Below are 24,444 nucleotides of genomic sequence, written 5' to 3'. Positions count from 1 at the left end.
AGCCGTGCAGCGATGCCCGCTGCGACGACGGCGTTCGCATCTCGACCTGCTCGTGCGGAGCAGCCGGGGCGCAGCCGGCCGCTCCGCACGAGCAGGACGGCCGAATGTCGACGTCGTGCGACCACCGAGTTGATGTTGCTCGTACGAACGTCCTACAGTCGAAACGTGGTTGACCTAGGCAACTTTCTCTGGGTGTGAGGCCACCCCAACGGAGCAGCGCCTGCACGGCCCGGGCCGAACGGCGCCCGGCTCCCGCCCCCCACCAGCACAGCCATACGTGCCGGCCCGCGACGGAGCGCGCCGGACCAGGAGGACCGACACACATGTCCACCGTCGCCCCACGCTTCCGCAGCCATGCGGAGGACATCCTCGACGCCCTGCGGGAGAACCCCGACCGCGAGGCCCTGGTGCACGGCCACCGCCGCGTCACCGCAGGAGAGTTCCACGACCTCGTGCACCGGACGGCGTGGGCCATGCAGGGCCAGGGAATCGAACGCGGTCAGACCGTCACCCTGCTCAGCGGCAACCTGCCCGAGGCGATCGCCGTCCGGTACGCCGCCCACCTGATCGGTGCTCAGGTCAACCACCTCTACACCGGGCTCTCCGCCGACGTGCAGGCCGCCATCGTCCACGACGTGGAGACACGCGCCCTCGTCGTCGACCCCCGCCTGGCCGACCGGGCCGCCGCCATCGTCGAGGCCGTTCCCGTGAAGTCGGTGCTGGCGCTCGGCCCGAGCGCCACCGCCGACGACCTGCTGGCGCTCGCCGCCACCCGGACGACCGACCCCTTCCCCGGCCAGGCGGGCCCGGACGACATCTGCGCCATCCGTCACACGGGCGGCACGACCGGCCACCCGAAGGGCATCTGCACCACCTACCGGCAGGTGCGGGAACAGCGTAAGGCCGGCCGGGCCGGCGCCATCGAGACCGACGCCGCCCGCCAGCTCGTCGCCACCACCATCGCCCACGCGGCCGGCATGCTCGCCGACGGCGTCCTGGAGTCCGGCGGCACGGTGGTGATGCTCGACGACTTCGACCCGGCCGACGTGCTGACGACCGTCGAACGCGAGCGCATCACCCACCTGTGGCTGCTGCCGCCCCTCCTCTACCAGCTGCTCGACCACCCCGCCATGGGGCACACCGACACGTCCACGCTGCGCCAGGTGCTCTACGGCGGCTGCCAGTCCTCCCCGGCGCGCATCGCCGACGCCGTGCGCCGGCTCGGCCCGGTGCTGGTGCAGGGCTACGGCCAGAACGAGGGCGGCCTGATCAGCGTCCTCACCCCCGCCGACCACGACCCGGACGACCCGGAGCGCCTGCGCACCGCCGGGCGGATCCTGGACGGCGTCGAGGTGGAGATCCGGGACGAGGACGGCAGCGCCCTCCCCGACGGCGAGCACGGCGAGATCTGCGTCCGCTCCGCCATGGTGATGCAGGGCTACTGGAAGCAGCCGGAGCTCACCGCGAGCGTGTTGCGAAACGGCTGGCTGCGCACCGGAGACATCGGCTTCCGCGACGCGGAGGGCTACCTGACCGTGGTGGACCGCCTCAAGGACATGATCGTCGTGGTCGGCGGCCACGTGTACACCACGGAGCTGGAGGACCTGCTCAACAGCCATCCGGACGTCCGGCAGTGCGCGGTCTTCGGCGTCCGCGACGAGGACGGCATGGAACGCGTCCACGCCGCCGTGCTCCTCGCCCCCGGCGCCACCACCGACTCCGACGAACTGCGCGCCCTGGTACGCGCCGAACGCGGCGCCATGTACGTCCCGGCCCGCATCACCTTCCCCGACGAACTGCCGCTGACGGACGTGGGCAAGCCCGACAAGAAGGAACTGCGCCGCCGAGCCACGACCCCCACGACCTGACCACCACGGCCGGACCCCGCAGTGACGTTCCGATCGCCGACCGAGGAGCCAAGAGCGGTCGGGTATGGCCTTGTTGAGGAAAATCACCGTGTTTCGGACTTGTGACGATGCCGAGGCAACGACTGCTGCGACTGGGCTGTCTCCTCTATCGACAACCCGCCGGGCAGTGAGGCGCCTGACCAGTCCGGATCGGCACGGCGGGAGACGCAGCGATCGCAGAGGAGCGAATCCATGAGTACGCGTTATCGCCGTACGGCACTGCGGGGGGCGGCCGTCGGCTCGGTGGCGGTGGCCGCGATCGGGCTGGCGGCAGCGGGCGCCTGGGCGAAGTCCGACATCTCGTTCACAGCCGGCCCGCACACCGTCCGCCCCGGCTCGTCCGTCCACCTTGCCGGGCAGGGAGAGGACGACAACTCCACCTACAACAGGTTCTGTGTGCAGGAACGTTCAGGCAAGGGCGCGTGGGTGACGGTGCGGTGCTCGCGCGGCGCTTACAACGGTGGTGGCAGCCTGAGGTTCTCGGTGCACCCGGCGCATCGCGGCCTGTGGCAGTTCCGCGGTGTGCTCACCGAGGCATCGTCCCCGACGTCGGGGCACACCTGGATACACCAGGTCTCCCCGACGAGGACCGTGCAGGTGCGCTGACCGCACCGGCCCGCCTGCCCGCATCAGGTCGGGGACGCCTGGTGCGGGCAGGCAGGGGCGTATGCCCCCGCTCCTGTACGCCGGAACAGGGGCGGGGGGCGATGCGGACCAGGCTTCGGACGGGCCCGTCCGTACCGGCAGAAGGACCGCTGCGCCCACCTCGTGGCGGTCGCGTGCGCATCCCAGCCGGCCCGGCGCAGCAATCCCTGCATCGGCCCCGGCCTGGCACGACCGGCCTGTTCGGCCCACTGTCGGCCGTTTCGCGAGGCCAGACTTGCGTCGTCGACCGGCTGGATCAGGTCCCGCAGGGGAACGTGGCTCCGGATCGGCAGCGGATGCTCCCGGCCCCCCCCGCACGTCGGCCCGGCCCGGCAAGGCTCTCCGCGTACCCGCCGATGTCATCGGTCCTCATCAGCGGGAAAGGCATCAGATTGCGGCATGCTCCTCCGGCAGGTGCTGACAGAGCACATGGGGAGAGCCGTCGCCCGCATCGGGACCCAGAAAATCGGTCCACCGCGTAAGACAACGCTCTCGTCCATTGCCCTTGTACACGCTGCAGCCACACGGATGGGGAGTCGGGGGAGGATGCAGTTGGCCCATGCACGGCCCCTCGAACCAGTCACGCTCCTCAGGAAGTAGCTCGGCCTCCGATTGCAGCACGCGCGCCACAGCCTCGCGGCGGGCGTTGATGATCAGTAGCGCTGCCTCCTGCAGAGCCTTGGACTGCTCGCTGGTTCGCTGCTTCCGGTTCTGCACGACCTGGACTCCCGTTCTCGTCGAGGCGTCGTGACGAGCGAGTCTGCTGGAGCTGCGGCTTCGGTGCGACGGCGACGCGCGCTGGTTCGATCACACGAGTGACGGGTCGACGACTCGACGGACGACAGGTGGACGACCAAGCTGTTCAGGTGCTGACACGGCAGACCTCGTCGCCCTCCGGATCGAGGCGGTCGCGGAATGGGTTCGCAAGCTGTGCGGTACTGCTGGTCGAGACGGTCCGCAAGACCGGTCCGGGTGCGGTGCTGTCCGCAATTCTGGTCCGGGGCCCACACGACCCCAGCAAGGTCCTTTGGACATCGTCCTGGCGGTCGCGCTCGGCGGTGACTGCCTCGCGGATGTCGCGATGCTGCTGTGCGAACCGGCCGTCTTCGGCCCGACGGTCTCCCGACTGTCGCACGGTCCGGGGTCCGGGGTCCGCCACCGGGTCTCGTCGCCGGCCGGCGAACACGCACCGGACGCCGGTGGACCGGCCACGGTCGACCTCGACGGTGCCCTTGGTACTCGGCTGCGTCCTGGCCGGAAACACCCGAAGGGTCGGGTCGGTAGCATGCAACGCATGGCCATCAAATTTGAGAACGTGGGCATCGCCGTTCGCGACCTCGAAGCAACGATCTCCTTTTTCACGGACCTCGGCCTCACGGTCGTCGGCCGTGACACGGTCAGTGGCGAGTGGACCGACACCGTCGTCGGCCTTGATGGCAATCACGCCAACATCGCGATGCTCCAGACGCCGGACGGTCACGGTCGCCTCGAGCTCTTCGAGTACATCCACCCAGAAGCGATCGAGTCGGAGCCCACTCGCCCCCACGAGATTGGCATGCACCGCGTCGCCTTCTCAGTCGACGACCTCGACAAAGCCCTTGAGGCAGCCGCCCGGCACGGATGCCGTCCGCTTCGCGGTGTGGCGACCTATGAGGACGTCTACAAGCTCACGTACGTCCGCGGTCCCAGCGGCATCATTGTGATGCTCGCCGAGGAGCTGAAGAAGAACTGACGGTTGATCGGGTCACACCGTTCGGATCCTCCACGTGGCCCGAAATCCATGCGCGCCACCACCTTGCCGATCGGCGCGGCGCTCGGCGTGCAGGGGCGGACCACCCGGGTCTCCTGCCGGAGGAGGACATGCCCCGTCGCGCTGTCGCCGATCCCTCGCTCGTGGACGGTTCCTCCGTCAGAGCCCCGCTTGGTGATGCGCGCACCCGCCGGAATCGTCTGAGCATTCCCGTGCACGGCACCCGGCAGTGAACCTGCGGAGCCTTCCAGGACGCGGCCCGCGGCGGATCGGCCTGGAGCGCATCGCGCGGACCGCGGCCGCTGCGCGAGCCGAAGCGGAACGAGGTGTGAGCAGAGGCGAAGGAGTGGCTCCGAGCACCGCCGCCCCCTCGCGGGTCGGACCGGGGCGTCCTTCTGCTCGACCGTTCGGCGCCGGGCATCCCCCGACTGTCGGGCTGGGCCTACTTGCCGGCGATGCTCCACGTACCCCCGCCGTCCTCGGCGGTGCTGCCGAGGGCGGTCCACTCGGCGTCGTCGAGGCCGAGGGCCGCCCGGAGGTAGGCGGAGATCGCGTCGGCGAGGAGGACGACGCGGGCGGGGTCCTCGTCGGTGGTCTCGGCGACCCTTTCGCCGGCGATGCCGCCCATGGTGTGCTCGGCCTCGGCGATGGTGAGCAGGCTCTTGGGGGCCGGGCTGAGGTGGTAGGCGTCGGTGAACCACTCCGGCCCCCGGGTGGAGAGCTGCGACTGGTCCTTGCCGCCCGCGACGACCAGGGCCGGGGTGGCCATGGTGGAGAAGTCCGGCTTCATGAACGGGAGGTTCTCGGCGGCGAACGGGGTGAGGGTGTCGCCGGTTCCGGTCGCGGCGATCAGCACGCCGGCCGACACCGCGGAGTGGGAGAAGTCCTCGCCGGGAACGCCGTCGGCGTCGAGTACGCGGGCCCCGAGGACGGCGCCCGCGGTCTGGGCGCCCCAGGAATGGCCGGCCACGGCGATGCGCTCACGGTCGACGCGGGTCTCCAGGCCGGCCTGGGCCAGGACGTCGCCGAGGTTGTCGAGGATGGCGTGGAGGTCGGCTATCCGCACGCGCCAGATGGTGGCGAAGCGCGGATCGTCCCAGCCGATGACGTTGCGGCGGGAGTCCAGGTGGGTGGGCTGCACCACGACGAATCCGGCGGAGGCCCACCGGTCGACGAGGGGCTCGTACCCGTCGAGGGACCACGCGTTGCCGTGGGAGAAGACGATCACGGGCAGGTTCTGGCCCGACCGCGGGGCGGTGACCTTCACCTGCAGGTCGATGCCGCGGCCAGGTGCGGGAACGGGGAGGGGCTTGACCGAGACGATCTGCTGGCCGAGGGGGCGGGAAGACATGGGAGACCTGTGGCTTTCTCTGCGGAGCGGCTCTGCCATACTTTGGCGGAGCGATGTTCCGCCAACTTAGCGGAACATTGTTCCGCGAGTAAAGGGAGGCATCCGTGCCGGAGTCGGTCGGGGTACGCCAGGCACAGGCGCAGCGCACCCGCGGCGGTGTACTGGAGGCCGCTGCGGCGGTCTTCGTCGAGCAGGGCGTCCAGGCGCCTGTCCGTGACATCGCCGAACGCGCCGGCGTCGGTGTCGGCACGGTCTACCGGAACTTCCCGACCCGCGCGGACCTCGTCACCGCCGTCTATCGGCACCAGATCGACGCTTGCGCCGCTCTCGCGCCCCGGCTCCTCGACGAGTCCGCCTCGCCGTTCACCGCGCTGACCCGGTGGACGGACGCGTTCGTGGACTTCCTGGTGACCAAGCACGGCCTCGGCGCGGCGCTGGGGTCCGGAGATCCGGGGCTGGAGAACCTTCACGCCCTCATGCTCGACACACTGGTCCCGGCCTGTGCGACGCTGCTGGACGCCTGCGTCGCCGACGACGAACTTCGCCCCGGTGCCACCACCGCCTACACGCTCATGCGCGCCATCGGAAACCTCTGCATCACCGGCCCCGACTACGATCAGGCCGACGCCAGGCGCATGGTCGCCCTCCTCCTCGCCGGATGTCGCAACACGGCCTGACAACCGCCCCGGCGCCCGTGCCGCCCGCACCCGCCACGCCGGTCTCCGTCCTCTGTGCGAAGTCGCAGTGCGGACTACGGCTGCATCCACTGCCCGCCGACTGCTGGTGGCGCCCTGGAGGGCGCCCGCGCGCGTCCTGTCCCGTCACACCGTTGCTCCACCTCGCCCGCGGCACCGCACATCGACGACCGGGCGAGGCGGCGGTGGCTCAAGGCGGACGGCGGCCGAACAGCGCCGGGCGTCGCCCGGGGCCATCAGACCGGTGACGCCCGCGGTGGCCTCCGGCGAGGGCTTGAAGGAGCGGCGGACGTTCTCGGCCTCTTGTGCCGGGACTTGGCCGTCGGCATCAGCTCGGAGGCGCCCGCTCGCCGAGGTCGGTCAGGCCGGAGTGGCGGTACTCGTGCACGGCGCAGCCGGTGCCTGGCACCGCGTGCGCGGTGTGCTGGTCGAGCAGGGCGCGGGCCTGGCCGTGGGAGAGGCGGGCCAGGCCGGTGTCCGGGCACACGTACCGGGCGGAGACGACCTTGCCGGGGTCGGGGCGGCGGTGGGCGACGAACACTGGCCCGCGGGTGCGGCCACGGATCAGCCTCGGCAGCAGCCTGGCGGTGCCGGCGTCCCAGAACACCGTATTCAGCACGTAGTCGGCGCGGCCGGCGCCGCGGCGGCGGATCTTCGGCCGGGCGCCCTTGGAGGTCACCGGGCAGCGGCGGCCGGGCAGGGCCAGGTCCTCGATGTCGACGTCCAGGATCTCCTCCGAGTCGGGCGCACGTCTCGTAGAGCATCCGCCGCAGCGTCTTCTCCCGCAGGTGGCGTCGCGGCGGGCGATCAACCGATCGATCTCCGTCTTCGAGCGGACCGGGGTGTCCGAGTCCGGCGGCGCGATCCGCTTCGCCCAGGCCGGGACCGCCTCACCGTCGTAGCCGCGTTCGGAGCACCAGCTCGTCCAGGACAGCACCGCGCCGCGGCGGGCATTCCATGTGTTCACCGCCGAGTCGCCTCACAGCAGCTGCAGCGCCTCGCTGATCTCGTCGTCCTCGACCGCGGCGAGCGCTCTGCCCTCGCTGATCCGGTCGGCGGTCTTCCCGGCAGCGATGCCGTAGTTCCGGACCGTGCTCGGGTTGGCGAGCGAGTCGAGGAAGGCGTCGGCCGACGCGCGGACCGTCAGCGCCTTCCCGGCGGGCAGCAGCAGGACCGCAGGCACCATCTCCTCCTGGCCGCGGGTAACAGGACCGCTTCCCGCAGCGACTTGACGACGCCGCAGGTCGAGATCGGCAGAGCCCCCGACGACAGGGGAAGCAGCCGTCGCGCCGGACCTCATGTGGGCTCCTCGTCCGGGCGCACCGGGCCGGCCCCGTAGAAACCGTCCAGCTGCACGTTCAGCTCGGCGAGGTCTGGGTGCTCTGCCAGATCCCGCAGCTCCGCTTCCGTGAGCAGCTCGGCGAAGCGACGCATCGACCGTGTGGCCAAGGCGGCTTCGGCAGCCAGGTCCAGCTCAGCGGCGCGCTTGCGGTGCAGGCCCGCCAGAATGCGCAGCTGCCGCGCCCTCAGCTCGTAGCGGTCCAGGTCCTCGCTCATGCGGTCTTCTCCTTGCCGGTCGCGGCCACGGAGTCATACTGGCACTCGAACGCCACCGTCTCGCAGCCGAACGCGTCGTCACAACCGCGCCACAGCGTGCACGCAGAAACCCCCGCACCGCGACCATCAGGGGGATGCCCGATCCACTCAGAGCCACCCTTGGCACCGCTGCCCTGCTCGCCGGAAAGCGATGACCGGACCGGACATGCAGCAGACCGCGTTCGGCACGGCAGATGCGCGGTTCACCGCCGACAGCGAGCCGTCCGCCCTGATGAGGGCGTGGCGGAGGGACAGCGGCAACGCCGACTCGCTGATCACCGTGTCGGCCGCGCGGGCCTGTCTGATCTTCACACGTGAGACGACTCGCGTCGCAGGCCGGCCCATTAGGGTCGGGGCATGACACCACTCCATGCCGGCAGTGCCTTCGACTCGCTCCGCCTCGACGCCGTGCCCGACAAGGAGGCGCTGCGCCGGGTCTACGACCTGCCCGGCGAGGCGGCCGTGCGCAAGCAGATGACCGAACTCACCGCACAGACACAGCGGTTGATCGGATGCTCATCGCTGGTCCTGGTCGCCAGCGCGGACGCCGAGGGCAACTGTGACGTTTCCCCGCGCGGCGGTCCTGCCGGGTTCGTCGCCGTCCTGGACAAACGGACGGTGGCGATACCGGACGCGACCGGCAACAAGCGACTGGACACCCTGCAGAACGTCGTCGCCACCGGACGGGCCGGGCTGCTGTTCGTCATCCCGGGGCGCACCACGACGCTCAGGGTGAACGGTCGGGCGTGCGTCTCCACCCGTCCGGAACTGCTGTCGCAGCTGACTGCCGTGGGCAAGCCGCCGGCCAGTGCGCTGGTGCTGGGCATCGAGGAGGTCTACCCGCACTGCCCCAAGTCGCTCCTGCGCAGTGGAGCCTGGAAGACGGAGCAGTGGCTGCTGGCGGACGCCCAGCCGACCTCGGCCGAGGTGACGCTGGCCCAGCTGCGGATGCCGGAGCTGACGATCGCTGACATCGAGCAGGCGGAGGCGGATTCGCTGAAGTACCGGTACGAGTAACGCGCCGACCAGCGATTGTGTCTCATGTGGCAAGTTTCGCGCGCTTCTTGTAGCAGGTCAGGGCGGCGCCCATGGCCTGGCCTCGGCCCTGCCGGCCGTTGCGGACCCGGTACGGGATCTTGAGGCCACGAGCAGCCCATGGCAGGCTCATGCCGCGTGATCGATGAATTCGCGAAGGACAACCTGCACGGGAGACTGCGGCGGGACCGCAAGGCGCTGCTCTGGAAACTCGACGGCTTGTCCGAATACGACGCCCGCCGACCCTTGACAGCGACCGGGACCAACCTCCTCGGCCTGGTCAAACACGTGGCCACCGTCGAAGCCAGGTACTTCGGCGAGGTCTTCGACCGCCCTTCCCCGGAACCGCTGCCCGGATGGCAGGACTACAACGGCGGCGACCAGTGGGCGACCGAGGACGAGACCCGCGATCAGATCATCGGGTTCTACCGGCGCACGTGGGAACACTCGGACGCGACGATCGACGAGCTTCCCCTCGACGCCCCCGGCCACGTGCCGTGGTGGCCGGAGCCTTGTCCCAACACGAACCTGTTCGCCGTCATGGTCCATGTCCTCGGCGAGTCCAACCGGCATGCCGGGCACGCCGATATCCTGCGCGAGGGCCTCGACGGCCGGACCGGGATGCGCGCCGAGCACGAGAAGCAGATCGACGAGGAAGCCCGTGCAGCCTACTGCGCGAAGATCGAGAAGGCCGCCAGGTCGGCCGCACCCATCAAGGCCCAAAGGCTGTCTCACGTGACTTGATCTTCGTGCGGCATGCTGCCGATCGTGGGTGCTGATCTGTCGAAGCGTCTGGTTGCTGATGAACTCTGGGAGCTGGCGGCCCCGTTGCTGCCGTCGTTCGCTGCGCGTCCGCAAGGCGGTGGGACCGCACCGTGTGACGAGCGGGCCGTGTTCACGGCAGTAACATGGCCCGCCCCGACGCCCCACCCCTCTACCACGGAGCATTCATGGCATCAGACCACGGACCGAACCGTGCGTGGCTCATAGCCTTTCGATCGGCGCTCTGCGCGGCCGGTGCGGCGGGGCTCGCCGGCACCACGGCCAAAAGCCTTGCGAGCCCCGGTCCCGCCGAGTTCTGGATCTACTTCACGGTCCAGAGCAATCTGCTACTGACCGTGTTCTTCGCAGCGCTGGTCATCCGAACGTTGTGGGGCTCGGATGTCGAAGATGCCGAAGGGGCCTTCCCGGCATCGGTCAAGGGCGCGATGACGCTCTACATCATGATCACCGGCACCGTCTTCAACCTGCTGCTCGCCAATCCGGCCAGTCCCTTCTACCAGCAGCAGAAGGAGTCGCACTACACGTGGGACAGCGTGCTTCTGCACGTGGTCACACCGCTGATGGCCTTGCTGGACTGGTGGTTCTTCGGCCCGAGGGGTGCCCTGCGTCCGCGACATGCGGCGCTGTGGCTCGCCTATCCGCTGGCCTATCTCGCCTTCGCGCTGGGCCGGGGCGCTGTGGTGACCAGCGGTACGCGCTACCCGTACCCTTTCCTCGACGTCGCCGGTTTCGGATACGGGCGGGTGTGCGTCAACTGCTTCTTCCTCGCCTCCGCCTTCTACCTGCTGGGTCTCGGGCTCGTTGCCCTCGACCGCCGCTACACCCCGCGCGCCACCCCGGCGGTCACAGTCGGTCAACGGCCGGGCTGAGTCGCGGCGTCGCCGCACGCCGAGTCGTCCATCGCTACCGAGGATGATGCAAAATGCTGACGGTATTGATCGTGGCTGGCATCGTCGGGGCCGTATCGGGAGCGATTGGCATGCTCCTCATGCAGCGGAAACAGCGCGGCCGGTGAGGATCGGGACACCTTGTCGCTCCCAGCTCGGGATGATGCGGTGGGTGCGGACTGCGGTCAGGTCGTGGGTGCGGCCCGGCAGTACGGGCGAGATCCACGTCACCTCGCCGGCGGGATCGGTGATGATCTGGAGGTTCACCCGTGCCGACGGTGCTTTGCCGAGTAGTCACCCCGGCCGCGCCTGCGCGGTCGCACTCGGCGAGGGCCCTGTCCACCAGTACGAAGTCCGGATCGTGCTCGCGCAGAATCTTCAGCAGGCCCGGGGCCCGATCGGCGAGCAGGCCGGTGACGGCGGTGACGTGGGCGTGTGCGGTGCCGGGTGGCGTGGCGGTGCAGATACACGAGAGCGACGAGCGCACGCTGGTGCGGCGGGAGTTTGCGCCGGCTGTCTCACGGGTGACGATGAGCATCGTGACCACTCGACCAGCACGTGGGGCAGGTGGAGTGCGGCAGGGTGGGAAACCAACGAAGCATCTGCGCCGATGGGTTGAGACTCCGAACGCCTTCCTCAACGGCACGGAAGCCTGGTGCGTTGCGGCCCCCACCCCACTGCGTCGGCGTCACCCGATCAGTGGCCATGCTGTCGCGCCGCGTCGGTGTGGCGGGCGCCCTGGTCCACAAGGCGAAGAGACTCAGTCAGTCGCTCAGTGCGGGGGTCGGCGCAGGGTCCGGAGGAGTTCCGGACGTGCGTGGTGTTAGCTTCCCTTCCGTGACGGAGCACCAGGGTGAGACCAGGGCGGCCTACGACGGGGTCGTCGAGCTGTATGCGTCCATGTTCGCTGATCGGCTGGAGTCACGGCCGTTCGCACGGTCCATGATCGGAACTTTCGCCGAGTTGGTGCGCGGGACGGGGAACCTACGAGCAGTCGACGTCGGGTGCGGGCCGGGACATCTGACCGCCATGCTGCACGACTTGGGGCTGGACGCCTTCGGGCTCGACCTCTCCCCGGGCATGGTCGACCACGCCCGGCAGGCCCATCCGGCGCTGCGGTTCGACGAGGCGCGGATGGAGGCCCTGCCGGTCGAGGACGACTCGCTCGGCGGCGTGCTGGCCCATTACTCGATGATCCATACCCCGCCCGGGGAATTGCCGGCGCTCCTCGCCGAGCAGGTACGTGTCCTGGCCCCAGGGGGCCTGCTCCTGGTCTCGTTCTTCGCGACCGAGGGACCGGAGCCGGTCCGCTTCGATCACAAGGTGACGCCCGCCTACAGCTGGCCGGTGGACCGGTTCGCCGAGTTGCTGGCCGGGGCCGGGCTCGTCACGTTCGCCCGGCTGCTCCACGACCCGGCCTCCGAACGGGGTTTCCTCGACGCCCACTTGCTGGCCCGCTTCGACTAGTGCTGTGACCGGAACCTTCACCGGCCCGCGACGCCCGGCCACAGTGGGCTTCGCTCGTAGCGTTAGGGTGCGCCGATGACCTCTCAGTCGCTGTACTTCCATCCCGACTATCTCGATGCCGTACGTGCCGAACGGAAGACGACCACGGTGCGTTTCCGCGACCCGGTGGAGACGGGCGCAGTGAGCCTCGTGTTCGAGTTGGACAACGAAGTGGTGTTGCCGGGTGTCATCACACAGGTCATTGCGAAAACCGTTGCCCAGTTGAGCGAGGCAGATGCCCGCGCGGACGGTTTTCGTGACCTTGCCGAGCTTCACGACAGGCTGCGGTACCACTACCCCGACATCGGGCCGAACGACAACATCACCATCGTTCACTTCCGGTTGGCGAAATGAGCTGGTGGCACTGGGCACCGCTCGGAGGGGTCCCCGCGTGATCACGCAGCTTCACGGCGTGGGCGGGCCCAGCGGATGCCTTTCTCGCGGCGGATGCGGGCGGGTTCACGGCGCTGGGCGGCCAGGACGTCGGGGTGCCGTGCGTTGGTGTTGAGTCAGCGCAGACAACGGTGCAGTTCCCGGGTCCGGACGATGTGGTGGGGGTGGTTGGAGGTGGCGAGGGTGAACTGCTGCAGGGGCCCGAAGTGCGCCTCGATGGGGTTCGCCCAGGAAGCGTTCGCCGGGGTGAAGCACAGCTCGACCCTGTTCTTGGCCGCCCCCCGTCGAATGGGCAGTCGAAGTCGGTGAGGTTCACTCGGACGGCCCAGACAGCCCGCGCCTCGGCGTGATCAGCGACCATCCGGAGGTTGCGGCGTTGCTGCCAGCCCGTGGCCGAGCAGACGCTCCAGCTCCCGATCCAGCAACGTGCCGGGAGTTCAGGAGCAGGACCTGGGTCCGCTCCATGTGCTCCTCCTTCCCCCGCGCGGGGACCCTGCTGTGCTGCGTGGGGGCGGGACCTTCCCGCTGGGCGCGGGGAGACAGGGCAGGACCAGATGCTCCTCGCGCCCGCAGGGATCCCCGGGCCCGCTCGAACCACACCAAATACGACTCGGTCGTGTCGCCATCGGTGGACGTCGTCAGCATCGGGTGGGTGATGCCTCGAGGCGCGATCAGGTGGCTGCTGCCGGACCTCATCCGCGGGTGATGGGCGGCCCCGTCACCAGGGCGCAGGTAGGGGGCCGCCCAGCCCTGCCGTCCTGTCACGCGGCAGGGCACTACGACGCTAAGGCGCGGTTCTCCCACGGTCGTGCTCGATGACGCGTCCGAGTGAGCCGCTGCGCCACCCGTGGCACGCCCCGACGTCAGGAGCGGGTAGAGCCCAGGGGACGCGGCTTCGGCGGGGCCCAGCCGTGCGGCGCGCGGCGCCCGGCATGCGGGCTCCCGAAGGGGAAACGGGAGGGCATTTCTGCAGCTGGTGCGGAGAGCGGTGCCGACCGCTCCTGCTTGTCGAGCGTCGCGAAGACCTCACGGACCCGGCCCGCCGTCAAGGCCGGCCCCTCACCTCGAAGAGGGCAGAGGGCCTGCTCCCGTCGCCGCCCTGCCGAGTCGGCTCAGATGCCGGAGTCGCCCGTCACTATGTCCTGGGCCCCGGCGGATGGGTGCGGGCCGATCACCGGGCTGTCCGCGACCGCCATCAGTGCCCGCAGGCCGACGACAAGACCGGAACGCAGATGGCCGGGCAGCCTGCCCACCAGCGCGGCGATCTCCCGGTGCCGGTGGTCGAGCACGGTCCGCACCAGGTCAGTGCCGGTTCCGGTGAGCCGCAGGACGACCTCTCGGCGGTTGTCCGGGTTGGTCCTGCGGTCGACGAGGCCGCCGGCTTCCAGACGCTCCACCATGCGCAGAGCCGTCGAGGGGTTCACTCCCAGCGTGGTGGCCAGCTCGGCGAGCTTGACCGGCCCGCAGCCGTGCAGGACCACCAAGGCGCGCAGTTGCGGCAGCGTCAGCGTGCTGCTGACCTCGGCGAGTGCGCGGGCCGACAGTGCGACCAGGAACCGTGAAGCCGCCATGAGGGCGGCGGTCACCTCCGTGGTCTCCTCGGCAAGATCATCCTCGTCGAGGTCGTCTTCATCCGCCGACGGCGGCACCTGGTTGTGCGTGGCGTCTCGGCCCATCTGCCTGTCCATGTGTCCATCATCCGGTCGTTGCTTTTTATTGCACACTGCAATGTTACCCTGGGGGCATCGATCCGGTCCTCGCACGGGTGCGACAGGGCCGGTCAAGGGATGTGATGGCTATGGGCATGGAGCTGATTCACCGAGCATATTCATTTGTCTGTCTCAGGTGCGGACACGGATGGGAGGCCGAGTACGACATCCGCCTCACCACCGATGAGTACGACCGCCTGCACGCCGACTACTTCGTAGCCGGGCGGAAGGTGACCTCGCCGCTCAAGTCGGGGCATTGCCCGGCCTGCGAAAGCGGGCGCATACGAATTCTGCGCCCCGGCAGAGTGGACTCCGCCCGCCCCCGCCAAGACTGACAGCGACACCCCCCGCCGCCGCCCCGTCGGGCCCTGCCGGGCCGTGCTCCCCGGAGCCTCAACGGGATCTCCTTACGTCCCGGACCCCCCTTCCGTCTCCTTCCAGGGCAAAGGCGCCCGCTCCTCCACCGTGCAGCCCCGTGCCGGGCCGTCGACTCCGCTTTCCGCGGATGCTGACGGCCCTGCTCGTGCGCGCGGCAACGGTGGACTGCTCCCTCACTGCCTCAACAACGCATGAAATGGAGGTACTTCGTGCCCACGGCCGATACTGCCCACAAACCGAAGAAGCCGGCGGAGGCAGAGTCCGCGCCATCCGGTCCCCACGCCGGCGTGAAGATCGCCCACCTGGGGGACTTCCAAGTCCTGCCGCGGGTCGTGGTCATCACCGCGCTGGCCGCCCCCGTCGGCGCGGTTGCCGCGTTGGTCGCCGTGGGGCTGCTCAAGCTGATCGCGCTGTTCACCAACCTCTGCTTCCACGGCCGTCTCTCCTTCGGCCAGACCACTCCGGGCAGTACCGCGCACTGGTGGCTGATCCTGTTCATGCCGGTGCTCGGAGGCCTGATCATCGGGCTGATGGCCCGGTTCGGCTCCGAGAAGATCCGTGGGCACGGCATGCCGGAGGCCATCGAGTCGATCCTGGTCGGCGGCAGCAAGGTTCAGCCCCGGCTCGCCGTCCTCAAGCCGGTGTCGTCCGCGATATCCATCGGCACCGGCGGGCCGTTCGGCGCCGAAGGGCCGATCATCATGACCGGCGGCGCGGTCGGCTCGATCCTCGCCCAGTTCCTGCGCGTCACCACCGACGAACGCAAGACGCTCCTGGTGGCGGGATCCGCCGCCGGCATGGCGGCCACCTTCAACGCGCCGCTCGCCGCGATCCTGCTCGCCGTCGAGCTCCTGCTCTTCGAATGGCGGCCCCGCTCCTACCTGCCCGTCGCGGTCGGCGCGGTCACCGCCACCGTCGTGCGCGGGCCGATCCTGGGCACCGCTCCGCTCTTCGGCGGCGCCCACGTCCCCGCCCAGCTGCCCGTCTCCACGTACGCGTTGTGCATCGTCGCGGGAATCGTCGCGGGGCTGCTCGCCCTCCTGGCCACCTGGCTCGTGTACTTCTCCGAGGACCTGTTCGCCAGGGTGCCCCTGCACTGGATGTGGTGGCCTGCCCTCGGCGGCGCCGTCATCGGCATCGGTGGTCTGGCGGAGCCGCGCGCGCTGGGTGTCGGGTACGACGTCATCGACCAGCTCCTCACCGGCCGTGCCACCGTCGGACTCATCCTCGGCATCCTCGTCGTCAAGACCCTCATCTGGGGTCTCTCTCTCGGATCCGGCACCTCCGGCGGCGTGCTCGCCCCCATGTTCATGATCGGCGGTGCACTGGGGGCCGCCGAAGGGCTGGTCTTCCCCTCCGTCAGTCCGGGCTTCTGGGCCCTGGTGTCCCTGGCGGGCGTCCTCGGCGGAGTGATGCGCTCGCCCCTCACCGGCATCGTCTTCTGCCTGGAGCTGACCCATGAGATGAACGCCCTCATCCCCATGGTCATCACCGCGTCCTCGGCCTATCTGCTCTCGGTGATCATCCTCAAGAGGTCCGTCCTCACCGAGAAGATCGCCCGCCGTGGCCTGCACCTCACCCGCGAGTACTCCGTCGACCCCCTCGAAGTCCATCTCGTCCGCCAACTCGAAACCCCGGCCACCACCACGTTCCGCAGGGATCAGAGTGCCGGCGGCGCTACCGCGCTGCTCCGAGAGGCCCACCACAGCGCCGACGGCGACGGCCTGCTCGCCCAGCGGCTCTACCCGGTCCTCGACGACGGCGGACGCCTCATCGGTGTCGTCACCCGCACCGAGCTCCTGCACGGCGACCCGGACGACACCCGCCCGCTGAGCGACCTCGCCCGCCCCGCGATCACCGCTCACCCGGACGAAACGCTGCGGACCATCGCCAACCGTATGGCCGGCCAGCACGTGACCCGCGTCGTCGTCGTCCCACGCGACCGACCGGGACACGTCGAGGGGATCCTCAGCCTGCGCCACCTGCTGGAGGCCCGGCGCGTCGACCTGCACGAGGAACAGCACGCCGAGCGCATCCTCATGCCCTTCCCTCGGGGGCCCCGGCAGCCGGCGTTGGCTCTTTCCGCTGCCACCGACGCGCTCGGCGACGGCTCCGACCGCTGATCCTGCGCGCCGCGCCGACCACCGGACGGCGGCCGGCGCGGCCGGGGTGCTGGAGCGGTGGACGACGCACGGGCGCATGAGGTGTCCGACCGGCACTGTGGAGGCATGCACCAGTCGGCTGATCGGCCACGGCGCGAACAGCGCCGTGACCGGCAGCGCGTGCATCCGGTAGACGAGCGCCGCGTGGGCCGCGGCGGCCACATCGGGGGCTGGGGCGTTCGCGCGGCGGGGCCACGACCAAGCTGCACTTGGCTGTCGAGCAGGGTCAGAAGCCCAGGACCTCTCTTCGCGCCAGGAGGACAACACTCCGTGGTACGGAGGGTCGGCCCTGCGGAACCCCGCCGGGGGTATCTGTTCCAGCTCGTTCAGCGTCAAGACCTCCGACGGCCAGGACGAGCTGAGCACGGCCTACCACTGCAATGGGGGCGACACCGTGTGGCACACCTACTGGGGCGGGAAGCTCATCGGTGCCACCGACAGCGCCCAGCGACGCGCTTCGGACGACGCCCTGGGCATCCACTTGCCGTCCGGACAGTCCGCCGGTCGCCTCTATGACGGACCTGCGAACGAGACCGACGGGTACTCGAAGGCTGTCACCGGCTGGGGACACAACAACGTAGGAGACTACGTCTGCACCGACGGTGCCAACTCCGGCGTTCACTGCAACGTGCAGATCTCCAAGACGGACATCGGGGTCACGGGAGCGAACGGCGTCTACCGCCCGATCACCGATCTCGCCTATTCCACGTCGCTCACTCCGGACCGCATCGCAGCAGTGAACGGCGACAGCGGCGGCCCCGTCTTCGCCGGCGTGAACAACTACTCGGCCGATGAGGCGCGGGGAATGATCACGGCCCTCGACCGGACAGTCACCTGCCCGTCGTCCGAGTACGTTCTCGACAGCGGCGTGAGAACCCCTTGGTGCGTCCAGGGCGTGTACTTCGTGCCGATCTTCCAGACCTTGACCGACATGAACTGGACCCTGGTCACCTCAAAGTGAACCGCTGAGCGACCGGTGGGCCGCCCCGCTGAACCTGCGGCCCGCCGCACTCACCCAGCCCGCCTGAAAAAGCCAGGATCGGCCCGGTCACTGGCCAAAGATTGTGGAGTGTGACCATGCCCAAGACAGGCCAACGGCGTCTGCAGCGCACGACGTGGGCTGCCATAGCACTGGCCTGCCTGATCGCAGCCGTGGCCGGCGGCTGGGCGCTCTGGGACCGCTCGCACACCTACGACGCCTCCGTGCCCGGCGACGTGCTGATCAGCGGCGACGGTCGCACGCTGACCACCCCCGTGATCTGGACCGGCTGCGAGGACGAGCCCCGCCTGGTGGCTCACGAATCCGCGCGGACGGTCTCACTGGAATTGGAGCGCAAGCAGCACGCTTCTGTGCCCAAGAACGCCGCGTGCATCGGAGACGGGGGAGACAATCAGCGGGCGCTCACCACGACCCTGGGCCGCCCGCTGGGAGGCAGGACGCTCTCCGACGCCGTCTCGCACGACATCATCCGGCCCTTCGAGGCCCCTCACATCGACCATCCCCGCTACCTCCCCAAGGGCTATGCGCCATCCGACAAGCCCATCGGTCCGGGCGACGTCACCCAGCCCCCGTACCGGCGCACCCGGACGCCCTCGTGGACGGTCACTTACCTCAGGAATCCCGGCCAGGGAGGGGACACGGGCTCCCTGAGCATCAGCCAGACCACCGGTCGGATCACTGAAGGACCGGGAACATCCGTGTCGGTCCACGGCCACCCCGGCCACATGGAGCGCGGCCCACTGGGTGAGCAGCATCTGACCTGGTACGCCGCCGGATACACCTTCGATGTGCACGCCGCAGACCGGCTCCTGACCGAAGGCGAGTTCCTCAAAGTAGCCGATCAACTCGGCCCCTAGACGATTCGTCGTCCCCCACTCTGATCCCTGCCTGGTCAATGTGCATTGATCGACGACGTGACGAGGGCCCATGCAGAGGGCACGGCTCCTCTCAGAGCACATCGTGAACTTCCACTGCGTCCATGTACGGCCAGTCTCCGTATGGTTGGCCGGATGAGCAGGAGATTGCGCATGTGTTTCATCGGCGACTCCTTCGTCCAGGGGATCGGCGACCCGGACTACCGGGGACGGGTCGGCCGGGTGCTCGCTGCCGCCCGTGACGACATCACAGCGTTCAACCTCGGCATCGGACGCAGCACCTCCGAGGACGTCATGCGCCGCTGCTGGCAGGAGGTAGGGTCCCGGACTCTGCCCGATGCCGACAATCGGCTGGTCATCTCCTTCGGCAGCAGTGGCGCCGTCGAAGAGGGCGGCAGGGTCCGTGTCGCCGCGGATCGCTGCCTGGGTAATCTGGCCTCGATCCTCGATGGATGCCGGCGTCGGGCGATCGCGCCGCTGGTAGTGGGTACACCACCGGTCATCGGCGCAGGTACGGAGCATCTGCGGCGGACTTCGAGACTCGCCGACGAGATGGCCGCGCTCTGTCGATCACGTGGCGTCCCGTTCATCGGCACCACCGAGCACCTGGCCGTCGACCCTGTGTGGACTCGGGAGGCCATGGCCGACGACGGCGCACACCCCGGGAGTGGCGGCTACGAAAGGCCGGCGAACCTCATGCGCGTGGACCAATGGCACGAATGGGCCAACGACACGGGCCCCTGACTTGCGTCAGCCGTAGCCGTCCCTTCGTCACATTGGCGGCCAGACGGCTCCCCGCTTTTAGTCGCGCTTGGGCCACATCGGGCCCTGGTCGGTCCAGATGACGCCCTTGTTGCGGCACAGGCAGAAGGGGTGGCCGATCGGGTCGGTGTAGACCTGCCAGCCGTAGCCGTTGGGGCCGATGAAGTCCTGCCTCAGCGTCGCGCCGAGGTCGAGGATGCGGCGCTGCTCGGACTCGATCTCGTCCACTTCGAAGTCGAGGTGGAACTGCTTGGGGTGCTCGCTGTCGGGCCACTGCGGAGCGCGGTAGTCGTCCACCCGGATGAATGCCAGCTCGATCTCGCCGAACTGGATCCCGGCCCAGTCCTCGGAGCTGCCCTCCTTGATCGGACGGCCCGTCACCTCGGAGTAGAAAGCCGCCAGCTTCATCGTGTCCGGACAGTCGATAATGAAATCAGTGAGTCGCAGCATCCCGCGATCTTGTCACAAGCTCACAACCGACTTCGAGACAGGCCCTCATACTCCAGCAGTACTTCGATGCCTGACCTGGGGAAACGTCGAGCGGTGGGGGCGTAGCTGAACCAGTAGCGCCACCCGGGCCGCTCCCAGGCTGCCGCAGCAGCGACCGGTGTCACCGGAACTGGAGACTTCCGCCTCAGGCAGCAGGCCCGGGGGGAGCATCCCAGTCGCCTGGGCCGGTTTGCCTATCCTCACCCGTTGCACTGCCCGGGCCCACTCCTATTACGCCACGAAAGCCGCCGTCGACCGGGAACATGATCTCGATGACGAACGACGCAAGGTGGTGAGACGCCCGGGTGTCTCACCATCCTGCTCTTCTACCCTGTGCCGGAGCGGCCGAGCAGGGGGAACCGGCGATGAGCATGGATTCGACCTCGGTGGCGAGACAGTGTGGAACCGGTCAAACGGTGCCGGCCGCCTGTTCTTACGACAGGTTGCGGCCTTTGAGGCGGAGCTCAAGCTGCCCTCGGGAATCGGCCAGGGCCATCAATGGGGCGACCCGGACACACTCGAGATCGATCTGGCCGTTTAGGCGGAGTTCGCACGCGGCCTGGTCGCCTGGCACTGCCGGACGGGACACTCAGTGGTCATTGCGCTTTCCGAGGGGTTCGTGGCGACGGCGGTCGCGCTTGCGCGGCGCGCGGGAATCGAGGTGGAGATGACCGAAACGGGGTCCGCCCGCGTAGGGGGCGGCGTTCAGAGCAACGTGCAGGTTCCCAGCAATCCCCGGAACGCATCTGCCGCCGTCGCCACTGCGCTGGACACGCGGGCGCGGGAGATGGACTGTTGGATGGCCCGCTGAGCCGGTAGACCCAAGGCCGCTTCCTGTCGACCTACCTCCATGCATCACACTTCGACAGGAAGAGGTGATCACCTCTTCTCCATGGGGATCGAGATCAAAAAGGCGGTCCCGCGAGACTCGTGCGCCGTTTCGTTTTCTTGTGGAGTGGGTCTCGCATGGTTTTCCCAGCGTGGAACATGCGCAGGCTCCCTCCGAGGAGGGGGCCTGCGTCGCTGCTGATGGTGTGGTCCGTCGAGATCAGGTGGGCAAGTGGCCGCTCTGATCGGTACTGTGTTCGACTTGGTGGATGAGCCGCTTGAGCTGGTTGATCTCGTTGCTCAGAGCGTTCTCTCCGGCGGGGGTGAGGTGGACCCAGGTGCGGCCACGTTTCCCCTCGTAGCCCTTCTCGATCTCTACGAGTCCGACCTTCTCGAGTACGGCCAAGTGCTGGCTGAGGTTGCCGGCGGTCAGGTCGAGAGTGCTGCGCAGAAAGCCGAACTCCACGCGTCGAGCCTCGTGAGCGATCGCCAGGATGCCCAGCCTGACCCTCTGGTGAACGACGTCGTCGAGTCCGTTGGAGGGATGGTTCACGTTGTTCGCCGCCTGGACAGGGCGAATCCGGCGGCCCCGATCAGCAGCACGCTGCCGTTGACGACGAGATGTGGCAGGTCGGTCCACATCGACGGAGCTGTGATGAACTGGCTGAGGTCACGCGGCAGCAGCACGATCGTCAGGTAGCCGAGCGCGAAGGCCGCTAGCGCCCAACTCCGCTCCACTCGGGCAAGGACCAGCAGGCCCAGGCCGATGGCGACGGCTGGAGTTGCCACGCGGTACAGGAATTCGGCGCTTGAGGCGCTCCCTGGAATGTGGATGCCGTTGAGGCTTCCTTCCTGCGCCAGCGGGTGGTGCACCGCCCACAGCGAAGTACCGGTGAGGACTAGGCCGAGGGTGGTCCCCGCAAGAACGTAGGACCATACCCGGGTTCCGATGCCGCGCCGCCGGGACCTGCTCACGTAGAAGCCGCAGATCGCCACGTACGCCAGCATGAGAGCGACCGGCCAGTAGATGAAGGACCAGGTGGCGTAGTGATTGCAGAACGTGATACTTGAGTTACCCACCGGTAGCTCGGGTCTGCAGGTCATGGGGTGAGGGCCGTAGCGGTAGAAGGGGATCGCCGCGAGGTGCACGAGGCCGAGCAGGAGAAGCGGGAACCAGATGCCGCGGTGGGCTTCGCGCACCCGTCGGGTGAGCTCACGGGCGGTGGCCAGAAGCTCCTGAGGTGTGCCTGTCGAAGGCGCCGACATGTCTGCCATGCGGTTATGTTTGCAATACAAACCTGTTGGCGCAAGAGGGTAGTTGGGTGAGGTGGCAATTGAGGTCTTCCTGGAAGTCCGACAGGTAGGCCTGGCTCGGCTCATAGGTGGACCGAGTCCGCGGACGTGGGCCGGCCGCCTCGCCCGGAGCAGCCGTGGCGCCGCCCTCGACGTGAACTCCTGTCGACCGTCGACGCGTCGTCACTGCTCGCGGGCAGCACGCTCTCTGTCGCGTAGGTGGGCCGGTGCTCGGAGCGCTCCTTGACAGAGCGGGACGGCGGGGACGCCTGCTGGCCGCAGCCCTCGTTCTCTATGCGGCGGGGCTGGTGATGGTTCTCGTGGGACTGGACCGGTTGCCGTTCGGTGTCACGATTCCGATCGGTCTGGTGACGGGGCTGCTGGGGCCGGCCCTGCCGGGAGGATGGACTGGCCCAACTTCCCTGTGTGGTGCTGGGCGACCGCCTGTCCCGGGCAAACGTGCTCGATGCCGTGACGTTCAGCGTGGCGAGTCTGGCCGGTCCGGCTCTCGCCGGCGGCGTGGCGCAGACGCTGGGGGCCACGACAGCCGTGGTGGTCTCCGCGGTACTCATCGGCTTGGCACTGCCTGCTGCCTGGATGCTGCCCACCCTTCCCAGTCGGGCGCGGTGCGCTCAGACAACCTCAGTGGTCAGCGATCTTGCTGTCGGTCTGCGGGTCGTCACCGGAAGAGCGTCGTGGGCCCGAGCGAGCCTCACCTCGGTCCTCTCGTGTGCGGCGCAGGGCATGCTGGCGGCCTGCATTCCGCTCCTGGGCGGATCCGGCCGGGGCGCGGTGCTGCTCTCCTGCACAGCGATCTCCGCTCTGATGGCCAACGCCGTACTCGCGCGGTTTCCACGTTCGGTCGCCCCCGACACGGTTATCTGGGCCAGTGCCCTTGCCCAGGCTGCGGCGTCGTCCTTGGCCATATGGGGTCGACCAGGTGTGCTCATCCTGGCCGTACTCCTGGCCGTACTCCTGGCCGGGACCGGTGAGGGACCCCAATGGGTTGCATTGTTCGCAGTCCGCCATCGGGAGGCACCTGTTGGTGGCGGCCTGGGAGGTAGTCCGGGACTCGTTCGCTGACCATGACGTCTCTGGCACTTTGTTGGGCGTCACTGTGCTCGGCTACAGGGACCAGCTCGTCGAGATCGAGGCTGTCGCCGCCGTACTCGATTCGTGAGAATTGCTGCGGCGGCCGAGCGCGGCTTGGACCGGATGTGCCTGCTGGGAACGCCGCGGATGCGATACTGCCAGCCGCTTGTCAGGGTGACTGGCAGTCGAAGTAGGTAGTTGCGTAGCTGTCTGAGGTCGGCCGGTTCGGGTAGGCTCCTCGGCTCTTGCCCGGGTGTCCCTCACGATCACACCCACATCCGCGGTGGCGCCCGCGGTGCCGTTGCCACCGTGCTCTCCGCGTCTGCAGGGATGGTCCCGTCGACCACAACCCCGGCATCGTGGTCGACGGGTGCTCCGCTCGGGGATGGTTCCCCGTTCAAGCTGGACGGGCGCTCCGATCCGGAGTGCTCCCTGCGTTCGCGGGGATGGTTCCGAAGCGCCGATCGTTCATCAGTTGTGCCGGGGCCGCGGCCGGCCGCGGCCCCGGGGTGTGCAGGCGGTCCGCGGTATCTCGGTAACAGCTGTTACCATGCTGGTATGGCGAAGACACAGCTGGGTGCGCGAGTGGATGAGGACGTTGCGGAACTCGCGAGGAGGCGTGCCGCTGACCTGGGGCTGAGTATCGGGGACTATCTCGCCAGGCTTGTGCAGGACGATGCCAGTGGTCTGCGTGCCCGGGCGGTGGACGCGGCGGCCCGGTTCCTGGCCGAGCACCAGGGGGTCTTTGACGAGGCCGAGCAGGCCCAGCAGGCGCCTCGGGGAGCGCGTGCGGCCTGATGGATCTGCACATCGATGTTCCCTGGATCCTGCAGGTCGCCGAGGCTGCCGGGGCGGATGATCCGGCTCCTGACGATTACGGAGTTCCTGTCTCGGCGGTCGCCCGCCACCAGGCCGAGCTGTTCGAGCAGCCCGTCTACGAGGGCCCCTACGCCAAAGCTGCGGCCTTGGTGCACACGTTGGGTCGGTGCCGCTGGTTGGAGCGCTCCAACCTGGCCGTGGCTGCCGCGTCTGGTGTCATGTACCTCGAAGCCGCCGGGATTCCGGTCAAGCCCGCCCGCGAGGATGCCATCGCTCTCAAGGACCTGCTCCTCGACCCCGCCTGTACCGCGGGCAGGATCGCCGCTCTGCTGCGGACCTGGCCCACCGCGACGTGACATCGCTGCAGCCCCTGGCACCGTTTCATCCGGCGTGACGACGGGGTGGCCCCAGGTCCTGGGATGGCTCAGGGCCAGAGGCGCGGTGCTCCCGCTCGCTGGCGGGGGATGGTCCCCACCCGTCCGCCGTCGG

General features: G+C 68.9%; 23 protein-coding genes and 7 pseudogenes. 19 read left to right on the top strand and 11 right to left on the bottom strand.

Going from position 1 to position 24,444, the window contains the following annotated elements; genetic code table 11:
* Positions 1-323: 323 nt before the first annotated feature.
* The gene (locus P3H78_RS28705; protein ID WP_276112083.1) at positions 324-1,868 is read left to right on the top strand and encodes an AMP-binding protein; all 1,545 of its coding nucleotides are present in this window, start codon (positions 324-326) and stop codon (positions 1,866-1,868) included.
* A gap of 231 nt (positions 1,869-2,099) precedes the next feature.
* A complete protein-coding gene (locus tag P3H78_RS28700; RefSeq protein ID WP_276112082.1) occupies positions 2,100-2,513 on the top strand; it encodes a hypothetical protein in 414 nt (137 codons plus the stop codon).
* Positions 2,514-2,939: 426 nt separating this feature from the next.
* Here P3H78_RS28700 and P3H78_RS28695 read toward each other — a convergent pair whose 3' ends face one another.
* The gene (locus tag P3H78_RS28695) at positions 2,940-3,269 is read right to left on the bottom strand and encodes a DUF6422 family protein (RefSeq protein WP_276112081.1); all 330 of its coding nucleotides are present in this window, start codon (positions 3,267-3,269) and stop codon (positions 2,940-2,942) included.
* A 198-nt stretch (positions 3,270-3,467) separates the two neighbouring features.
* Between P3H78_RS28695 and P3H78_RS33605 the strand changes: the two are divergent.
* Positions 3,468-3,786: pseudogene (locus tag P3H78_RS33605) on the top strand (IS1380 family transposase); the annotation flags it as partial.
* A 60-nt stretch (positions 3,787-3,846) separates the two neighbouring features.
* Complete coding sequence (locus tag P3H78_RS28690) at positions 3,847-4,284, top strand: VOC family protein (RefSeq protein WP_276112095.1); 438 nt, start codon at positions 3,847-3,849, stop codon at positions 4,282-4,284.
* 460 nt (positions 4,285-4,744) lie between these two features.
* Here P3H78_RS28690 and P3H78_RS28685 read toward each other — a convergent pair whose 3' ends face one another.
* Positions 4,745-5,653: an alpha/beta hydrolase family protein gene (locus tag P3H78_RS28685; protein ID WP_276112080.1), complete on the bottom strand. Its 909-nt coding sequence runs from the start codon at positions 5,651-5,653 to the stop codon at positions 4,745-4,747.
* Between the two features lie 104 nt (positions 5,654-5,757).
* On the opposite strand from P3H78_RS28685, the gene P3H78_RS28680 reads away from it, so the two are divergent.
* Positions 5,758-6,330, top strand: coding sequence for a TetR/AcrR family transcriptional regulator (locus P3H78_RS28680; RefSeq protein ID WP_276112079.1), 573 nt, complete (start codon positions 5,758-5,760; stop codon positions 6,328-6,330).
* Between the two features lie 231 nt (positions 6,331-6,561).
* Here P3H78_RS28680 and P3H78_RS28675 read toward each other — a convergent pair.
* A pseudogene (locus P3H78_RS28675) lies at positions 6,562-7,534 on the bottom strand (site-specific integrase); the annotation flags it as partial.
* A 110-nt stretch (positions 7,535-7,644) separates the two neighbouring features.
* Positions 7,645-7,905, bottom strand: coding sequence for a hypothetical protein (locus P3H78_RS28670; protein ID WP_276112078.1), 261 nt, complete (start codon positions 7,903-7,905; stop codon positions 7,645-7,647).
* Between the two features lie 190 nt (positions 7,906-8,095).
* On the opposite strand from P3H78_RS28670, the gene P3H78_RS28665 reads away from it, so the two are divergent.
* From P3H78_RS28665 to P3H78_RS28650, 4 genes are all read left to right on the top strand, one after another.
* Complete coding sequence (locus tag P3H78_RS28665) at positions 8,096-8,305, top strand: hypothetical protein (RefSeq protein WP_276112077.1); 210 nt, start codon at positions 8,096-8,098, stop codon at positions 8,303-8,305.
* Positions 8,302-8,961 (top strand): MSMEG_1061 family FMN-dependent PPOX-type flavoprotein, encoded by a 660-nt coding sequence (locus tag P3H78_RS28660; RefSeq protein WP_276112076.1) that lies wholly within the window; start codon positions 8,302-8,304, stop codon positions 8,959-8,961. Before P3H78_RS28665 ends, P3H78_RS28660 begins: the two co-directional genes overlap by 4 nt.
* Before the next feature lie 156 nt (positions 8,962-9,117).
* Positions 9,118-9,723, top strand: coding sequence for a DinB family protein (locus P3H78_RS28655; protein ID WP_276112075.1), 606 nt, complete (start codon positions 9,118-9,120; stop codon positions 9,721-9,723).
* 206 nt (positions 9,724-9,929) lie between these two features.
* On the top strand, positions 9,930-10,631 hold the full coding sequence (locus P3H78_RS28650; protein ID WP_276112074.1) for a Pr6Pr family membrane protein: 702 nt from the start codon (positions 9,930-9,932) through the stop codon (positions 10,629-10,631).
* Between the two features lie 120 nt (positions 10,632-10,751).
* On the opposite strand, the pseudogene P3H78_RS28645 reads toward P3H78_RS28650, so the two are convergent.
* Positions 10,752-11,243: pseudogene (locus tag P3H78_RS28645) on the bottom strand (transposase family protein); the annotation flags it as partial.
* A 243-nt stretch (positions 11,244-11,486) separates the two neighbouring features.
* Between P3H78_RS28645 and P3H78_RS28640 the strand changes: the two are divergent.
* Together P3H78_RS28640 and P3H78_RS28635 are read left to right on the top strand one after the other, a co-directional pair.
* Positions 11,487-12,116, top strand: a complete 630-nt coding sequence (locus P3H78_RS28640) for a class I SAM-dependent methyltransferase (RefSeq protein ID WP_276112073.1) — start codon at positions 11,487-11,489, stop codon at positions 12,114-12,116.
* A 75-nt stretch (positions 12,117-12,191) separates the two neighbouring features.
* Complete coding sequence (locus P3H78_RS28635; protein ID WP_276112072.1) at positions 12,192-12,509, top strand: ASCH domain-containing protein; 318 nt, start codon at positions 12,192-12,194, stop codon at positions 12,507-12,509.
* 41 nt (positions 12,510-12,550) lie between these two features.
* On the opposite strand, the pseudogene P3H78_RS28630 reads toward P3H78_RS28635, so the two are convergent.
* A pseudogene (locus P3H78_RS28630) lies at positions 12,551-12,838 on the bottom strand (IS630 family transposase); the annotation flags it as partial.
* A gap of 822 nt (positions 12,839-13,660) precedes the next feature.
* Positions 13,661-14,236: a MarR family winged helix-turn-helix transcriptional regulator gene (locus P3H78_RS28625; protein ID WP_438828062.1), complete on the bottom strand. Its 576-nt coding sequence runs from the start codon at positions 14,234-14,236 to the stop codon at positions 13,661-13,663.
* A 686-nt stretch (positions 14,237-14,922) separates the two neighbouring features.
* On the opposite strand from P3H78_RS28625, the gene P3H78_RS28615 reads away from it, so the two are divergent.
* Entirely contained in the window at positions 14,923-16,758 is a 1,836-nt protein-coding gene (locus P3H78_RS28615) for a chloride channel protein (RefSeq protein ID WP_276112070.1), read from the top strand.
* Positions 16,759-16,869: 111 nt separating this feature from the next.
* Here P3H78_RS28615 and P3H78_RS28610 read toward each other — a convergent pair.
* Positions 16,870-16,959 (bottom strand): annotated as a pseudogene (locus tag P3H78_RS28610) (respiratory nitrate reductase subunit gamma); the annotation flags it as partial.
* A 232-nt stretch (positions 16,960-17,191) separates the two neighbouring features.
* On the opposite strand from P3H78_RS28610, the gene P3H78_RS28605 reads away from it, so the two are divergent.
* The 3 genes from P3H78_RS28605 (at position 17,192) to P3H78_RS28595 (ending at position 19,416) form a co-directional block, all read left to right on the top strand.
* Positions 17,192-17,758, top strand: coding sequence for a chymotrypsin family serine protease (locus P3H78_RS28605; RefSeq protein ID WP_276112069.1), 567 nt, complete (start codon positions 17,192-17,194; stop codon positions 17,756-17,758).
* Positions 17,759-17,874: 116 nt separating this feature from the next.
* Positions 17,875-18,654 carry a hypothetical protein gene (locus P3H78_RS28600; protein WP_276112068.1) on the top strand — a complete coding sequence of 260 codons (780 nt, stop codon included), beginning with the start codon at positions 17,875-17,877 and terminating at the stop codon, positions 18,652-18,654.
* 153 nt (positions 18,655-18,807) lie between these two features.
* Positions 18,808-19,416: a GDSL-type esterase/lipase family protein gene (locus P3H78_RS28595; RefSeq protein ID WP_276112067.1), complete on the top strand. Its 609-nt coding sequence runs from the start codon at positions 18,808-18,810 to the stop codon at positions 19,414-19,416.
* 57 nt (positions 19,417-19,473) lie between these two features.
* Here the strand turns inward: P3H78_RS28595 and P3H78_RS28590 are convergent, their stop codons facing one another.
* Complete coding sequence (locus tag P3H78_RS28590) at positions 19,474-19,884, bottom strand: VOC family protein (RefSeq protein ID WP_276112066.1); 411 nt, start codon at positions 19,882-19,884, stop codon at positions 19,474-19,476.
* Positions 19,885-20,041: 157 nt separating this feature from the next.
* Between P3H78_RS28590 and P3H78_RS28585 the strand changes: the two are divergent.
* A pseudogene (locus P3H78_RS28585) lies at positions 20,042-20,734 on the top strand (DUF6086 family protein).
* 237 nt (positions 20,735-20,971) lie between these two features.
* On the opposite strand, the gene P3H78_RS28580 reads toward P3H78_RS28585, so the two are convergent.
* Together P3H78_RS28580 and P3H78_RS28575 are read right to left on the bottom strand one after the other, a co-directional pair.
* Positions 20,972-21,304 (bottom strand): transcriptional regulator, encoded by a 333-nt coding sequence (locus tag P3H78_RS28580; RefSeq protein WP_276112065.1) that lies wholly within the window; start codon positions 21,302-21,304, stop codon positions 20,972-20,974.
* Positions 21,301-22,026 carry a hypothetical protein gene (locus P3H78_RS28575; RefSeq protein WP_276112064.1) on the bottom strand — a complete coding sequence of 242 codons (726 nt, stop codon included), beginning with the start codon at positions 22,024-22,026 and terminating at the stop codon, positions 21,301-21,303. Before P3H78_RS28575 ends, P3H78_RS28580 begins: the two co-directional genes overlap by 4 nt.
* Positions 22,027-23,086: 1,060 nt before the next feature.
* Here P3H78_RS28575 and P3H78_RS28570 point away from each other — a divergent pair.
* The 3 genes and pseudogenes from P3H78_RS28570 to P3H78_RS28560 form a co-directional block, all read left to right on the top strand.
* Positions 23,087-23,224: pseudogene (locus tag P3H78_RS28570) on the top strand (RidA family protein); the annotation flags it as partial.
* A 470-nt stretch (positions 23,225-23,694) separates the two neighbouring features.
* Positions 23,695-23,934: a hypothetical protein gene (locus P3H78_RS28565; protein WP_276112063.1), complete on the top strand. Its 240-nt coding sequence runs from the start codon at positions 23,695-23,697 to the stop codon at positions 23,932-23,934.
* Positions 23,934-24,311, top strand: coding sequence for a fic family toxin-antitoxin system, toxin component (locus P3H78_RS28560; protein ID WP_276112062.1), 378 nt, complete (start codon positions 23,934-23,936; stop codon positions 24,309-24,311). The genes P3H78_RS28565 and P3H78_RS28560 overlap by 1 nt, the downstream gene beginning before the upstream one ends.
* Positions 24,312-24,444: the final 133 nt, after the last annotated feature.

The sequence above is a fragment of the Streptomyces tropicalis genome, from assembly GCF_029269835.1.
Lineage (GTDB): Bacteria > Actinomycetota > Actinomycetes > Streptomycetales > Streptomycetaceae > Streptomyces > Streptomyces tropicalis.
This window is presented reverse-complemented; position numbering and strand designations above follow the sequence as displayed.